The sequence below is a fragment of the Pseudopedobacter beijingensis genome (assembly GCF_042678145.1).
GTDB classification, from domain to species: Bacteria; Bacteroidota; Bacteroidia; order Sphingobacteriales; family Sphingobacteriaceae; genus Pseudopedobacter; species Pseudopedobacter beijingensis.
This window is the reverse complement of sequence record NZ_JBHUDG010000018.1, coordinates 153,661-169,563: the sequence shown is the minus strand read 5'-3', so window position 1 is coordinate 169,563 and position 15,903 is coordinate 153,661. Positions and strand designations below refer to the sequence as shown.

Genomic DNA, 15,903 nt, shown 5'->3' with positions numbered 1-15,903 from the left:
GCATTCTCACAACTATTTATTAAATTTGGTGAAAGAATCCTTCAGGAAAATAGAGGATTTTGAGAGGCGTTAATTTTGGAATGACACAGTTCGCGTTACACTCCCAAGGATTTTGTCATTTCGACCGTAGTGGAGAAATCTGTTTTAGAAGTACTTAACAACAAGATCTCTCTTTACTATAATCATCGATGACAATGTTTTTATTTTTGATACAGCCCCAGCTAAGTGATATACAGGAGACAAACCATTTAAACATCCATCATTCTATAGTTCATAGTTATAACCGTTTCTACCTTACATTAAGGATGTCTCATTAAGCCACAAGAAGCATTTGCCCGCTTAATTTTTGCGTCATTGAAGGGATATCCAACAAGCAAAGTGAAGATAGAAACGGTTATCTAACATTATTTAATTTTATCGGTTCATATTATTAAAATCACTTATTGTATTGATTTCGACTCTTTCTTTTGTGTACGTGATATCAAAACAAATTTTCCCTCATTTGTTAATTTATATCTGAAAGATCTTGTGATTTCTCGATATCTGGAATTATCTTCAATATGATCAGATTCCGAAATATTAGTCTTAGTTACTATGTAATAATTATTTTGTTTGTCGAAGTAGGAATAAAACATACCTGGCGGCACCCAATATCCTCCTATTGAATTTATTATATGTTGTCCAGTCTCTATCCCATCAATAAATTCTCCATCATTATTATAAGTGCAGATCAAATAGATTTCATTTTCCTCATTCTTAGTTTTAATAAAAAATGCAGTAAAATATTTTGTTATAAAAAAATTATCGATAGAGAAGTAGCTTAAAGGATCATTATTATAGAGAGAAGCTTCATCTCCACAGTATGAATTTTGAAACTCTTTATAATTTTCAAACACTTTCTCTCCATGATTAAATAAATACCCTTCTTTTTCAAAGTACATTAATTCACAACTATGAGTGTTAAATATTTTATTTTTGAATATTTCCTTGATAAAATCATAGTTTTTATTATTTTGAATAGCATTAAAAAATATATACCCTCTAAAATCTCCTGAGCAAATGCTCTTGTTTTTATAAAAGAGGCCTTTACTCAATGAATTGAAATCAATTCCTGAATTACGTAGATAATTATAGTCAGGTATCTTCATAGAATCTGATTTGAAACCATTAAAGCCTTTTTCAAATTCTTCAAAATATGTTTTCTTAACAAAGGAATTAATGAAGTAACGGTATATTTTTTTTGTGTTTTGCAAAATACTATCTGGAACCGGATCTATATCGCAACTATCAAGAAATTTAAAATTATCCGAAAAAGATAAATGTCCTATAGACAAACTATCTTTAAAAGATTTATCTTTTCTTATATTATTACAAGACAAAATCAACAATGACATTAATATTAATAAAATAAATTTCATCATAGTTATTAATTAATTTAAAAATCCAAATCAGATTCTTTGTTCATCTATACATTTCTAAAATATTCTTTTATCAAATCCAATTTTAAAAATTTTTGCACCTCATCCTTACCATTGAAAATGGATTTCAGGATTGAGTTATATAGTTATCACCCCTCAATGGCTACCCGGTTCTGTCCGTAGTCTTGTGCAGCTGAGTACTTGTGCCTTCATTAGCAAACCCTTTCATAATAACATTACCTGTTTATACTCGTTTCTTACAAATAGGTCTTGTTAGTCTGAGCATTTCGACAAGCTCAATACAAGCTCTAGTCGAAGACCAGTTGACAACGGCAAACGTGACGAAGTATAACTCACCCAGTGTCATTACCTCAGACAGCTTTGAATAATACCTTTTGGTTACAACTGGGTTTGTTGTTGGCATTTTATTTATATTTATGCTCCTTAGCTTTCTGCACTTTTTATTTATTAATTATTTTCATCTACAGTACTCATAAACTCCCCTCCATGAAATAACCAATCGATTTATTTTTTTCTTTTTATAGGGGATTTCAATAGTCTTCCTTGCTAAAATTCTTTTAGAAGATGTTCCCCATTCGTTAAAAGTCCTCATGGTTTGTTTTTCCTTTTCTATAATTCCGCCTTCATCCTTAGCGATAATCAACAATACACATTCCTTTTTTTTTAATTCTGCATTGTCAAACTTAAAATAGGCTTTACCAGAATACTCGCTATTACAATCGATGCTATCAATCCCCATCTTTACATCAAGATAATTAGGTTTAAAGTTTGGTACATCGATTGGCAGTTTACAGACTATAACATGCTCATCTTTGTTAAATGTTCCATTTGGCAAGCCAAAATAGCTGTCGATATATAGGCTATCTGAGTTGAAGTAGATATCAAAAACTGCCTCATTGCTTAGCACATTTCCCTTTTGATGGTAACCAAATAACAATAAGATAATTCTCATAGTTAGCCACAGAACGGCCAGTACTATAATTGAAACTTTGAAGACTTTAAAAAACTGGTGCATAGTTTAATTTTTTTATTATCAATTCAATATCCATCTTAATATTTTGGCGATATTCCGGGCATCGTCTACCCCCCTGTGATGTGTCCCTTCTAACGGAATATCCAGTAATGCCAAAGCGCCTGCCATTCCCTGTTCATGGGCAAGTTTTTCTTTAAAGCAAACAAAGTCTTAACATTGATATGTGAAGGCCCCATTGGATTTCCTATGCCCAATGCACCGCACTGCCTTTGAAACTGCTTTTGGTCATAAGCACCAAAGCTTGCCCATGCCCTGCTTTGCGAATGGTAATCTCTTTTTAATATATTGCAAGCTTCCTTAAATGGTATTGCTTGCTCCTCCAGCATTTGCCGGGTAATAGTGGTGAGGGAAGTGCAAAACTCACTTAGCTCAGAGCGTTCTGGCTTTACCAGTATACCCCTGCTGTCCGAGATATCTCCATTTTGTATATCCAACAGGCATACACCTATTTCTATAATATCACTTTCCATTCCCATAGGTGCTTTGTCTTCCCAACAGGTAGCTTCCAGATCTATGATGAGTATTTTATCTAATTGTTTTGCCATTTTCTATGCTAATGGAGGCAGAAAATCCGCGGTTAAATAATAATTATACATAGCATCCGACAGTACAAAATAATTTCTTATTTCGTGAATATTCGATTGGTGAAACCATTCGCTATCATAGTCTTCCATGTAATTAAATTCACAAAAATCCAAGCTACCGTCAGGATTGTAATGAAACCAACAGTAATGGGTACTCCTTTCATCTATGTAATCACCAATATACTTTCCTGTTTGTTCAAAAACGGGTTGATTGGTTAGAACATCTAATGGCTGGCTACAAATTATCTCATTATTGCTGTTCAACAAGTTCCTACATTTAGAAGTTATCTCTGCGCTTCCAGCTATATAACCATTTGAACTTTCAATAGTATAATTGCCATATATTTCTCTTGTTATTATTACATAACCTACATTAAATGATATTAATGCCTGCTGTGCTTCTGTCTCAGTTTCTCCATCATCCAGATAATAGACTATGATAATTACCTTTCCTGCACTTATTTCTTCCCGTCTTTTTACCAGACCATTTGGTAATATATATAGCTTATCATAGTCCTTTAATCGAGATGCTTGTTGCTCGGTAATTTCTTTATCAAAAACTTTATATTTAATTTCCATTGTTATCATTAATTAAGTTTAATATCATGTGAAGGAGGTAAATTTCTCAATTCATCTTCTAAATAGCGTAAGTATGTAGCCTAAGCCTGTGTATTGGATACTTGTGCCTTAATAAATTTAAAATAATTTCTGTCATTTCATGCTACATATCAAAATTCTCATAAGGCACAAGAAGCATTTGCCCGCTTAGCATCCCATCATTCTTTCGACATTAGGCGTGACATCTGTTTTGTCAGGCTGAGCTTGTCGAAGCCTGTTGTTTTTACTTCTTCCTTTGATTTTCATCTTCAACGCTATAATCTCTTCTAATAGATTTTTAGTATCATGCAGCCATCCCTTTACGGTTGAGTACTTGTGCCTTTATACATCCCCAGCTAAATGATGCACAGGAGACAGACCCGAGACAGTTTCGACACAAACGGCACTTTCCTTCGAGTGTTCTTCGACTGTTGTTCGGGAAGTCTTCGGCAAAAAAGCCATTTTAAAAAGCATTTCCCGAAGAATTATCGAACAAGTATAGGACCAAGTGCGAACCAATTACGGCACAGGGTCGAGCCAAGTATATAGCATAAACGGAGTTTAGCGGACTTTCGCAGACTTTAACGGAGTTTGATGGACTTTGGGAGGTGTTTTTTAGAGAAATGATTTCTCTGTATGTATTAGAAAAAACAATTTAATCAATAGTATCTTAAAATAAAAATGAAAGATAACAAATCAAGAAGCTACTGCGGTTTTCTAATAGTATTAAGGTTAAAAGTGGGATTATTTTGGTAAAGGCAACAGGGAGATTATGTATAAAATGGATTTTAAAATCAGCACATTTGAGGTTTGGGATACCTTTGCAAAAACAGCATGAATCCCTGGTGTAAAATCTTGCTATTTTACTTTTACCTGTTCTAAGACTTAAAACAGGGCTATTTTATCTTTAAATAAGTATCATCCAGACCTTTATAATTAAATCTTTAAACAAAAAAAGGGCTGTATTCGCAAAAGAACCTTGTCATCCCGATTATCTCTTCTTTTTGTCTTTTCTATCTTCCTGTGCTCGGTATATGGAGCAGAGTCGAAAGATTTGTCCTAAAAGTTGTGGAGCATGGATTTCTCTTCGCTATGCTCATCGAAATGACAAGGTTTCTTACTGTTAATACACCCCCTTTTAATTTAAATAAATACTAGATATTATTTGGTATAACCATCATTTTGCGGATAGTCTGGACCTAAAAGGTTCAACTGCGCTCTTGGTATAACCCAATTAACCATATAAGGTTTAATAACCCTTCTAGCATCATTTCTGTACGGGTAAGGATCTGCCGGTGTGTTAGCATGTCCGGTTGATTGGTTGGTATCAGAGCTTTCATCACCCGGACGTCCGTATCCCGCATGCTCTTTCACATAATCGTACAATTTTCCCGTACGTTTAAGCATATACCATCTTCTTCCTTCAAAAGCAAGTTCTCTGGCCTGTTCATCCAAAATATCCTGAAGTGTAACTGCAGATAAAGGTGCAGCTCCTGCCCTTTTACGTACAGCATTTATTTGTCCCAATGCTGTTTTTGCAGTTGCGGCATCATTGGTATTTCCTATGTTACCTAATATCATATTAGCTTCGGCTGCAAATAAAAATGTTTCTGCTAAACGGTACATCATCCTGTTCATAGTCTGAGCATCTGCTGTAGGTACACCTGTTGTAGGAAAGTACTTTTTACAACCTACCGTTAATCTTACAAAAAACAAATGCCTGTCCGATCCGCTTGCTGCAAATTCCTGCCATTGGTCATGTACAATTTTACTACCCAAAACCTTACCGGCAGGTAATGTAGCCGGGTCGTTATAAAAATAATCTTTGATATAGTAAGTTCCCTTTATTCTTGCATCATTAGGGTCTTTCAGTAATAAATCTCTTAAATAATTATTTACTGTTAACCAACCAAATCCCCTACCTCCTTGCTCTATGCTATATTTGGACCCAGGGATTAACTCAGCATAGTTTGGCATCAGGTTAAAGTTCAATTTGTTTTTATTGCCATCTATAGATTCTTTGTATTGCAATGTCCAAAGAGATTCTTTATTGTTTAAATCTCCAGCAAATACCTGTCCGGCAGAAGCTACAAGGCTGTAATTAGCTGTCTGGTCTATTACAGCTTCTGCCTGCGCCTTAGCTTCCGGCCAGTCTTTTTCCCAAAGTGCAACTTCAGCTTTTACATGTCTGGCAGTAGCCTGTGTTACTCTTCCGGTTTCTTTTGCTGTCCAGGACAGGTTATCTATAGCATATTTTAAATCATCTTTTACTAATTTATAGATTTCTGTTTCAGGAGTTTTATTGTTAATGGTTTTAAAAGCATTATCAAAGGTGGTGGGTTCTGTAGTTACATAAATATTGTTAAAGGTTTTAAATAATGTAAATACAGCGTTAGCTCTGAAAAATCTGGCTTCTCCTAATATTTGCTTTCTCCTGTTTTCATCTATGTTGTTTAACTTTTCTGCTGCCTGAATAATGGCATTGGCTCTGTCTATTATTTTGTAATAGTTGTTCCACCAGAATGAATGTACCGAGCTGCTTTCTGCGGCAATACCTTGTTTCATCAAACCATAGTTTGATATTTCTCCACCTCTGGGAACTGTAAGGTCGTCTTTGGCATCAATAATTAAACTGTTAGAACCGTTGTTGTCTCCATCGTCAAAGAAAGCTCTTTGGAGATTGTACAAGCCAACTACACCAGCTTCTAAACCATCAGGAGTGTTGTACACAAAGTCTGCACTGAACTGAGAACTTGGTTTTTCGGCCAGAAAATCTTTACATGAAGAAAATGAGATGCTTAAGCCAATAGATAATAAAGCTATCTTTTTGGATATATTATATTTTTTCATCGTTATTACTATTTTTAGTTAAAAAACATCGTTACAAGCCTATATTAATCCCAAAAGTTATTGCTTGCGCATCTGGGAAATCGCCAGGATTATTCTCCGGGTTGTAAGATTTGTACTTTGTTGATGTGATTAAATTAGTTCCTGTAAAATATACTCTTAAGCTGTTTAAATGTGCTTTGCTAATAAAACTGGCAGGTACGGTATAACCTAATGATAAGGTTCTTAGTCTGACGTATGACGCATCTTGTATAGCTAAAACACCAATATTTGCCGGTGCCGAATTAAAGTTTGGTCTCGGATATTCGTTAGAGGGGTTTTCTGGTGTCCAGTAGTTTACTTTTATCCCGTTTCTAACCGATTGGAAAGTTCCACCCTGATTAAAATCGCTCAGATAAGGATTTCTTTTGGTGGCACCTTTTACGACATAAATATCTGCCAGAAAATCGAAACCTTTATAGCTTAAATTAGTGGCAAAAGAACCAAACCAATCTGGTTGTGTTTTATATTTTACTTTATCCAGATCATTAATTAATCCATCTCCATTAACGTCTTTTAATCTAATGCTACCTGCAGTAAGTGTTGCCGGAGTCTGGAAATTAGGTGTTTTTGCCTGTGCAGATTCCAGCGCTTCCTGGTCTGTCTGGAATATTCCATCGAAAACATAAGAATAGATAATATTGATTGGGCTTCCTATAAAGCGATTATTGTTTTCATCGTCTCTTGGATTTCCATTACCATCTAACAGGCCTGTTTTAACAATTTGGTTTTTGTTTTTTGCGAAAGTAGCGTTTACGTTCCATTTAAAATTCTGGTTTCTTAATATCGCATAGTTCAATAAAAGTTCAACCCCGCTGTTTTTACTTTCTCCGCCATTAGAAATTGTACTGGTAAATCCTGTTAAAGAGTTTACCGGAATGCTTAATAGCAAATCTGTGGTATTGGTGGTATAATAATCAACAGAACCTGTTAACCTGTTCTCAATTACACCAAAGTCTAAACCGGTATTAAATGTTGTGGAGGTTTCCCATGTAATATTAGGGTTAGGCAATTGGTTTCCGGGTAAGCTTCCGCCATATACGTTACCATTAAAAACATAGTTGTATACATTAACTAAACCCTGAGTCTGGTATGGACTTAATGCCTGATTTCCTACAGAACCATAGCTCATCCGAAATTTTAATTCGTTAATAGCTTTTACATTCTTAAGGAAGCTTTCTTCATGCATTTTCCATGCAAATGCTGCGGCCGGGAAAAACGACCATTTATCATTTGCAGAAAATACTGATGAACCGTCCTGACGAGCGGTTACCGTGAATAAATACCTGTCTAAAAGATTGTATCTGGCGCGTCCCATGTAAGAAAGCAATCTTCTTCTGTCTTCTGTTCTGGTGGCTTTATAGTTTAAAGCACTGCTTATACCATGGTACCCTAATAAATCGTTAGGGAAGTTATTGGCATTGGTTACGTTGTAAGTATTGTCTATCTGGTTTACAGATTGTACTGCGGTTAACTCTAATTTATTGGCACTATTAATATCCAGATTGTAATTAAGAATGTTTTCTATTAAATATTCTTGTCTTAATCTGTTAGATACCATCGCTTTTCCGTTGGTAGCTCCTAAACCTTCCTGATGTAAACGTGTTCTGTATGACCCCTCATCTATACTTTTATTACTGAATAGCGTATTGATTTTATAAGAGAGGTTATCCAGTATTTTATAGTTCCCTACAACATTAATGTTGTAGAAATTAGATTTTACATCATTACTGGATTCTCTGATGCTCCACAAAGGGTTAATGGTGCTACTGCTGGCATTAGCTCCGGCTACATTATTAACCAAATTTCCGTTAAGATCATAAGGTCCTGTAAATGGACTAATAGTAATAAAATCTAAGCCTGTGGTTTCTTTTTCCTGCTTATCTGTAGCCGTATTTAAATTAGCTTCTATACTGGCTCTGCTATTGATTTTATGATTCAGGTTTAACCTGAAATTTCCTCTTTTATAGCCTGATGATGGGATTAACCCTGTTTGGTTGAAATAATTGATGCTTGAGAATACTTTGGTGTTTTCACCACCACCGTTAATGCTTACGGTACTGTTACTGATACCTCCATTTCTTAACACTGCATCTTCCCAGTTTGCAAAATTTCCGGCAGCATAATTCAGATACTCAGGTGCGGTTGCTCCTCCAAAGTTGTCTGCATCGTTAGGCAAATAGTTTCCGCTGTTATTTGTCCTTTTAGCTTCTCTTCTAAACTGGGCAAACTCTTCGGGGCTGTAAAGGTCAAAGTTTTTTGTTAGTTTCTGGCTGCTGTAGTAAGTGCTTGCATTTACATTTGTTTTACCTGATACACCTTTTTTGGTGGTAATTAAAATTACGCCGTTAGATGCTCTGGCTCCGTAAATGGCCTGCGAAGAAGCATCTTTTAATATTTCCATAGATGCAATATCATCTGGATTAACATCATTGATGTTCTCTATAGGAAAACCGTCTAAAACTACTAATGGGGCATTGCTTCCAATAATGGAACGTTGACCACGGATTAGGATGTCTGATGTACCACCCGGCCGGGCAGAGCTTAAGGAAATAGAAACACCGGCAGCCTGACCTCTGATCATTTCTGATACGTTGGTGGTTGGAATGGCTGTTGCGTTGTTTACATTTATGGTAGATACTGCGCCGGATACATCGCTTCTTTTTTGTGTACCGTAACCTACTACTACAATTTCGCTAAGGGTTTGGCTATCTGCATTTAAAGTAATGTTAATATTGCTTTGTGCACCTATAACCACTTCTTGTTTAAGAAAGCCTACGTAAGAAAATACCAATGTAGTTGCACCGTCAGGAATAAGCACTTCGTAATTTCCGTTTACGTCAGATACACTTCCAGAGGTTGTTCCTTTTACCAATACACTTACCCCCGGTAAAGGTTCGCCTTTATCATCTACTATTTTCCCCTTGATGGTTTTAGTCTGCATAAAAGCAGCACTTAAAGCATTTCCGTCTTCTTTAGTTTTAGGATACAGAATTACTTTTTCGCCATGTACCTTAAATGCAATACCTAAGGGTTCTAATGATCCTTGTAGAAATTTTTGTAACGACTGATCTTCTTCGGAAGATGTATGGTTAAGTTTTCGGTTGGCTTCTATGGCCGAAGGGCTGTATATAAATTCTATGTCATATCGTTGACTGATTTCTTTTAAAGTATTTTTTATTGAATTGACATTCTTAGGGATGGCTATCTTTGAATTTAAGACCGCCTGTCCCCTTACCGGTCCTGCAATACTTATTGTATTGAAAGCCGTTATAAGCAATATTTGGGCAAAGGTTACTCTCATCACATTCCTTATTGTGACAATAATTGGCTTTTTTTTCATAAATTTATTTTTTTGTTCGTTTAACTTGATTCGGACATTTTACAACCGACAGTGTGCGAGACTGTCGGTTTGTTTTATCTTTTTCTATATCGTCTTTTTTATCTCATATAATATTTGGTTTATTTAGTTAATAATCAGTTTTTTATTGGTTGCATCCACTACCTTTAATGTAAATGGTTGTATTTTTAACTTCGTATTTGGCACCTAGGGTTGTACATAATAACTCTAGTTTTTTAAATAAGTTTTCATCTTCCAGGTTACCGGTGAAAGTGCATTTTTCTAGTTGAGGGTTCTCCATTTCTATATGTAAACCATAAGTATCTTCTAACGAGCCGATAATCTGCGTTAACGGTGCTTCGTTAAACTTAAACGAATGGTCTGTAATAGCATCTTTTTGTTGATCTAATGGTTTAGGTGATTGAACAATACCTTCCTCAAAATTTTTAGTAACTGTATTATAGCTTACTTTCATGTTTGGGGTTAATATCAATTCTTTTTCATCCAGATTTTCTTTCACCCAAACTTTTCCGGTAAATACTTCTATGCTGTTTTTATCTAACTTTTTAAAGGATTCTACCATAAAACTTGTTCCTAATACATGTATGGTATTATGATGGTTTTTTACATAAAATGGTTTTTGCTTGTTTGACGCTACATCAAAAAAGGCTTTTCCGTCCAGGTAAACTTCACGGGTATTACCTGTAAATTGGCTGGAATAATAAAGTGTTGAGTTTGGATATAGTGTTACCTGCGTACCGTCTGATAAGGCAATATTCTGAATATGATTACTCTTATTTTCTGTTTTAACATGGTTACTGCTTAGCATATATGTAACCGGAGTGAGTTTATTGTTGTTTGCGTACCAAAGCCCTAATGTAAATATTAAAACTGCTGCGGCAATTTTAAGCCATATTCTTGATTGGGGTTTCTGTTCCTGAGTTTGCTCTGCTACCTTTTCCCAGATTTTATTTTCCAGCTGTATATATGCTGTGTCTGTTAGCTTTTGAGTTGAATTTAGGGTTGCATACCACTCCTCTACCAGTACTTTTTCTTCCTCGGTACATTTCCCGTCCAGATATCGTTTTAATAATTCTTTATAAGCTTCTGTGCTCATATATATATATTCGGTTTGTTATATATATGTCACTTCAGAAACAGCTATCCCTAAAACAAATTGTAAAAAAAATAAAATATTATTAAGGCGTAGTCTTTAAGAAAGGTTCTTAAAGATTTTAAAGACTGCGTAATGTGGTATTCTACGGCTTTTTCGCTTATATTATGGCTCTCTGCAATTTCTTTATTGCTCTTTAACTCGAACCGGCTTAAGCGAAAAATCTGTTGCGTTTTGGGAGGTAATTGTGCCAAACAGCTTTCTATTTGTTTATTGAGTTCCTTCAGGTTGTAGATAGATTCTATACTTTCCGGTTCTTCGCCCTCTACACTTTTTACTGATAGATATTTTTCTCTTACCAGTTGATTTTTTATGTAGTTGATAACTTTATACCTGACACTGGTTGCCAGATATGCTTTAAGATTATCTATTTTACGGGTTTCGCGGTTTAGCCAAAGGTCTACAAATATATTCTGTACAATTTCTTCGGCTGCTTCCTGATCTCTGGTTTTTTGATAGGCTATATTGAAAAGGTTTTTCCAGTTAGCCTGATAAATTTCTTTAAACGAAGATTCGTCTCCCTGTTGCAGGCGATCTACTAAATGCTTATCTAAAGAAACTATATTTGACATCCTTTCAAGTACAACAGGTAATCAAATATAGTTATTTAGTTCTAAGCCAAAAAGTTTGACGGATTATTTAATATGGAGAATATATTAAATTAAGATATCAATCGAATTTCCTGATCTGGATGTTTAACGACTCTTCTATTTCCTCTATTCTGTTAATTTCATTGGGACTAACAAATGCCAATGAGATTCCTTTTTTACCGGCTCTTGCTGTTCTGCCACTTCTGTGTGTATAGTATTCTAACTGATCTGGCAAATCGTAATGGATTACATAATTAAGATTGTTAACATCAATTCCCCGGGCAGAAATATCTGTGGCAATTAACGTTTGTATCCGTTCTGATTTAAAGCCCCGCATTACTTTTTCTCTATCCCGCTGACCTAAATCGCCATGGATAGTATCTACCTTAAAGTTTCTGGCAAAAAGTTGTTTAGATAAAAGGTCTGCGTTCTTTTTGGTTCTGCAAAACACAATACCTCTTGCGTTTTGATTTTCTTTAAGAAACCTGCACAACAAATCTATCTTGTCTTTTAAATGTACCACCATATACTGGTGCTGTATATTTTCGTTAACCAGCTGATGCTTCTGAACCGTTATCCGGTGCGCATCCTTATCCATATAAGTAGAGATAATCTCGTTTAATGCATGGGGTATAGTTGCTGAAAACAGCCAGATGCTACGGTCTCCTTTTTTAGTAAACTCCAGAATCTTGTCTATAGAAGGTTTAAATCCCATACTCAGCATCTCGTCCGCCTCATCCAATACAATGGTATTCACCTGATCCAGTTTTATGGCTTTTCTTTCCAGCAAATCTATTAAACGTCCGGGAGTAGCCACAACAATATGTGTTGGTCTTTTTAAACGGGCAATTTGTAAATCAATTTTTTCGCCCCCATAAACAGCTTCACAAAATATCCTTTGATCACAATATTTGGTAAATCTAAACAGTTGCTTGGCAATTTGTTGCCCCAATTCACGGGTTGGACATAAAATAAGCGCCTGTATTACCGGATTATCTGGATTTACTTTTTGCAATAACGGAAGTCCAAATGCTGCGGTTTTACCGGTGCCTGTTTGGGCCTGTCCTATAAAGTCAGTTCCGTTCTCCAGTAAAAACGGAATTGCCTGTTGTTGTATCTCCGTGGGTGTATTGATCTGGTTTTCTTCCAGTGCTTTTAAAAATTGTGCAGATACACCTAGTTCCTTAAATGTTGCCAAGACGTGTTTTTTTTCGGCGAAGTTATCATTTATTTAAGAACATATTCTAATCCGCCCAATAAATGTTTCATAAATAACTCATCAGTATAACACTCATTTCTATGTCCTAAAGCAGTATAAAACACCTTTCCGCCATCGTATTTATGATACCAGCTTATCGGATGAAATTGCCCCATATTACCTCCGGTATAGCTGCTTTCGTCAATAGTTAGCAGTACTTTTACATCTTTATTAAAATCTTTGAAATTATACCATTCGTCTGTATACCTAAAAGTTTTAGGTAAATGTTTGGTAGAGGGATGTTTACGGTTAACTACATTAAGCTTTGCTTCCTGTATTTTTGGGTGATTGGTAAAAAATGCTCCCACCAGTTTACCATACCATTCCCACTCAAAACAAAAATCGGTAGCGGCATGGATACCTACAAAACCACCACCTTTATTTATAAAACCCTTAAATGCTGCCTTTTGCTCATCAGAAAAAACATTGGAACCGGTTGGGTTTACAAATATTAAAGCATCAAATCTTTGTAAGTTCTCTGTGGTAAAATCTGCTGGATTTTCCGAAAATTCCAATTCATAATTTTTTTTATTGGCCATTTGGGTAATAGCAACCTTAGCTACGTCTATACTTTTATGTCTGTACTTTTGGGTATAAGAAAATAGTAGTAATTTTTTAGCTGGCGCAGCTGCTACAAGCAAATTTGTACTAAAGAATGACAGTAACAGTAAAGCGAATATTTTTTTCATACTTGATTATCAATTATTAAGGTAATTGTTGTTAAAATGCCTTTAAACATAGCGAACTAATTTATAAATTAATGGTTTAAAATAAAAGGTATGTTAACCGCAAAGTATACAGGGAGTACTGTTTAAATCTTTGGGAACTGAATGACCTTTGTGGTTTTAAAATTAAAAGCTGTTTTTTCGGGATGTTTAAACAAATAGACGACTTTAGGGATTTTTTATATACTCAGTACTTTTCTGATGGTATAAAAATTACTATTGGCGTTTTACTGCCTTCTGTTTTATTTTTCCAGTTAGACTATATAGAAATTGGCATGACCATTTCGTTAGGAGCCGTTTGTTGCAGTATGGTAGATACTCCGGGTCCCTGGTTGCACCGACGAAATGCCATGCTTATTACCAATGGATTGGTTTGTCTGGTAGCTTTGCTTACTTCCCTCATCAATAATAATATCTACCTTACGGGAATAGAGGTACTGGTTTTTGGGTTTCTATTTTCTATGTTTGGTATTTATGGCAACAGGGCCTCGTCTGTGGGTATTGCTGCTTTGTTTATTATGATACTGAACCTGGAGCACCAGCACATGTCGCTCCCCTATTTTCAACATGCATTATTCCTTTTAGCTGGCGGGTTTTGGTACTTTATACTCAGCATGTCTTTTTCTGCCATGATGCCCCATCGGTATGCGCAACAGACGCTGGGCGAATGTATACAGGAAATTGGACGATACATGAAACTGAGGGCCAATTTTTACGATTACAATATTAGTGTAGAAGATAACTTTAAAAAACTGGTAGAAAAGCAGGTGGTAGTTAATAACCTTCAGGATAATGTACGTGAAATATTGTTTAAGACCCGCGAGCTGGTTAAAGACTCTACACCTACCGGACGTATGCTTATTGTTGTTTTTGCCGATATGGTTGATCTTTTTGAACAAACCATGGCTACGCATAATGACTATGAGGTTATTAGAGAACGTTATAAAGGCGAAGATATATTGCCTGAATTTGCATCAATTATTAAAAGAATAGCTACAGAAATAGAGTATTTGGGTTCTTGTCTGATTTATGGTACCCAACCCAGAAAACATATCGTATCTACAGAAGATCTTGATCTTTTAAAAGACAAAATAAACAAGCTGGAAACAAAAGGTGTACCGGTACGTATTCTGAGAAAGATTTTTATAAACCTTAGGCACATCCATAACCGTACGGGTATTATATTCAATTATTTTGAGAATAAAAATGTAAATGACCATAACGCCATCCGCTCAGATCATTCTAAGTTTGTGGTTAAGCAATCTTTTGATTTTAAGCTTCTCAAAAACAACATCAACCTTAAATCTGGTTATTTCAGGTATGCCCTGCGTTTTTCTATTGTGGCTTTTATAGGCTTTATTATAGGGAAACTGCTTCCGTTGGGCAACCATAGTTATTGGATTGTATTAACCATTATGGTAATTCTTAAGCCCGGTTTTAGTATTACTAAAACCAGAAATTACCAGAGAATGGTAGGTACCATTATTGGTGGAATTGCCGGTGCGCTTATTCTTTACCTGATACCTAACCAAAATGCCCGCTTTGTAATTATGGTGTTGTTTATGATAACTTCTTACAGCACCCAAAGGGTTTATTATTTTGTGAGTGTGCTGTTCATGACCCCGTTTATATTAATCATGTTCAGCTTTATCAGCACCAATGCTAGCCAGAATATCATTTTTGAGAGAGTTTTAGATACGGCCATTGGTTCGGTTATAGCTCTGGTATCCAGTTATATTATTTTCCCAAGCTGGGAATCTTACCAGATTAAAGAATATATGGCCGATATGTTAAAAGCTAATTTAGATTATCTGGAGGTAATATCTAAACGTTTGGCAGGCGAAAATATAGAGATAACCGATTATAAGTTGGCTAGAAAGGCAGTTTATGTAAATACAGCCAATTTAGCGGCAGCCTTTCAGCGGATGCTCAGTGAGCCTAAAAATAAACAGGCTCATGCTACAGAGGTACACCGTTTTGTGGTACTAAGCCATGTGCTTTCTTCTTATCTGGCCAATCTATCGTCTAATATTGGCGATAACGAAACAACTTTGGGTCAAGATCAGAAACGGTTGCTGAATAAAGCCAGCTATTATCTTAAAAAATCAAATGGGCTGATTAATAAGGAAGAAGAACCTAAATCCGAAGAATCTGTAAAAGCATTAAGTATGGATTTAGATAAGCTTTCTGATACGCTGATAACGGAACAACTGGAATTAATTACCAAGGTATCGGCAGATATATACAAAGTAACCGAAGAAATCAGCTCCAATTAAG

The 15,903-nt window shown here is 35.5% G+C and carries 11 protein-coding genes; 1 reads left to right on the top strand and 10 read right to left on the bottom strand.

Annotated features, from left to right (window positions below):
- Nucleotides 1-440: 440 nt before the first annotated feature.
- The 10 genes from ACFSAH_RS12235 to ACFSAH_RS12190 all read right to left on the bottom strand — a co-directional run bounded on the left by ACFSAH_RS12235 (nt 441) and on the right by ACFSAH_RS12190 (nt 13,590).
- Nucleotides 441-1,421: a hypothetical protein gene (locus tag ACFSAH_RS12235; RefSeq protein WP_379663028.1), complete on the bottom strand. Its 981-nt coding sequence runs from the start codon at nt 1,419-1,421 to the stop codon at nt 441-443.
- 475 nt (nt 1,422-1,896) lie between these two features.
- A complete protein-coding gene (locus tag ACFSAH_RS12230; RefSeq protein ID WP_379663027.1) occupies nt 1,897-2,391 on the bottom strand; it encodes a hypothetical protein in 495 nt (164 codons plus the stop codon).
- Between the two features lie 152 nt (nt 2,392-2,543).
- Entirely contained in the window at nt 2,544-3,017 is a 474-nt protein-coding gene (locus ACFSAH_RS12225; RefSeq protein WP_379663026.1) for a 3'-5' exonuclease, read from the bottom strand.
- A gap of 3 nt (nt 3,018-3,020) precedes the next feature.
- Complete coding sequence (locus ACFSAH_RS12220; protein ID WP_379663025.1) at nt 3,021-3,635, bottom strand: hypothetical protein; 615 nt, start codon at nt 3,633-3,635, stop codon at nt 3,021-3,023.
- A gap of 1,179 nt (nt 3,636-4,814) precedes the next feature.
- Complete coding sequence (locus ACFSAH_RS12215) at nt 4,815-6,503, bottom strand: RagB/SusD family nutrient uptake outer membrane protein (protein ID WP_379663024.1); 1,689 nt, start codon at nt 6,501-6,503, stop codon at nt 4,815-4,817.
- 31 nt (nt 6,504-6,534) lie between these two features.
- Complete coding sequence (locus tag ACFSAH_RS12210; RefSeq protein WP_379663023.1) at nt 6,535-9,882, bottom strand: SusC/RagA family TonB-linked outer membrane protein; 3,348 nt, start codon at nt 9,880-9,882, stop codon at nt 6,535-6,537.
- A gap of 142 nt (nt 9,883-10,024) precedes the next feature.
- On the bottom strand, nt 10,025-10,996 hold the full coding sequence (locus ACFSAH_RS12205; RefSeq protein WP_379663022.1) for a FecR family protein: 972 nt from the start codon (nt 10,994-10,996) through the stop codon (nt 10,025-10,027).
- A gap of 50 nt (nt 10,997-11,046) precedes the next feature.
- Nucleotides 11,047-11,625, bottom strand: a complete 579-nt coding sequence (locus ACFSAH_RS12200; protein WP_379663021.1) for an RNA polymerase sigma-70 factor — start codon at nt 11,623-11,625, stop codon at nt 11,047-11,049.
- Between the two features lie 97 nt (nt 11,626-11,722).
- The gene (locus ACFSAH_RS12195; RefSeq protein WP_379663020.1) at nt 11,723-12,841 is read right to left on the bottom strand and encodes a DEAD/DEAH box helicase; all 1,119 of its coding nucleotides are present in this window, start codon (nt 12,839-12,841) and stop codon (nt 11,723-11,725) included.
- 29 nt (nt 12,842-12,870) lie between these two features.
- Nucleotides 12,871-13,590 carry a ThuA domain-containing protein gene (locus ACFSAH_RS12190; protein ID WP_379663019.1) on the bottom strand — a complete coding sequence of 240 codons (720 nt, stop codon included), beginning with the start codon at nt 13,588-13,590 and terminating at the stop codon, nt 12,871-12,873.
- Nucleotides 13,591-13,772: 182 nt separating this feature from the next.
- Here ACFSAH_RS12190 and ACFSAH_RS12185 point away from each other — a divergent pair, with 182 nt between their 5' ends.
- Nucleotides 13,773-15,902 carry an FUSC family protein gene (locus ACFSAH_RS12185; protein WP_379663018.1) on the top strand — a complete coding sequence of 710 codons (2,130 nt, stop codon included), beginning with the start codon at nt 13,773-13,775 and terminating at the stop codon, nt 15,900-15,902.
- Nucleotide 15,903 lies beyond the last annotated feature (1 nt).

Excerpts from the sequence above, each read along its gene's own strand:
- ACFSAH_RS12230 (WP_379663027.1), bottom strand. The coding sequence starts at position 2,391 with ATGAGAATTATCTTATTGTTATTTGGTTACCATCAAAAGGGAAATGTG.
- ACFSAH_RS12225 (WP_379663026.1), bottom strand. The coding sequence starts at position 3,017 with ATGGCAAAACAATTAGATAAAATACTCATCATAGATCTGGAAGCTACC.
- ACFSAH_RS12200 (WP_379663021.1), bottom strand. The coding sequence starts at position 11,625 with ATGTCAAATATAGTTTCTTTAGATAAGCATTTAGTAGATCGCCTGCAA.
- ACFSAH_RS12210 (WP_379663023.1), bottom strand. The coding sequence starts at position 9,882 with ATGAAAAAAAAGCCAATTATTGTCACAATAAGGAATGTGATGAGAGTA.
- ACFSAH_RS12190 (WP_379663019.1), bottom strand. The coding sequence starts at position 13,590 with ATGAAAAAAATATTCGCTTTACTGTTACTGTCATTCTTTAGTACAAAT.
- ACFSAH_RS12220 (WP_379663025.1), bottom strand. The coding sequence starts at position 3,635 with ATGGAAATTAAATATAAAGTTTTTGATAAAGAAATTACCGAGCAACAA.
- ACFSAH_RS12205 (WP_379663022.1), bottom strand. The coding sequence starts at position 10,996 with ATGAGCACAGAAGCTTATAAAGAATTATTAAAACGATATCTGGACGGG.
- ACFSAH_RS12235 (WP_379663028.1), bottom strand. The coding sequence starts at position 1,421 with ATGATGAAATTTATTTTATTAATATTAATGTCATTGTTGATTTTGTCT.
- ACFSAH_RS12185 (WP_379663018.1), top strand. The coding sequence starts at position 13,773 with ATGTTTAAACAAATAGACGACTTTAGGGATTTTTTATATACTCAGTAC.
- ACFSAH_RS12215 (WP_379663024.1), bottom strand. The coding sequence starts at position 6,503 with ATGAAAAAATATAATATATCCAAAAAGATAGCTTTATTATCTATTGGC.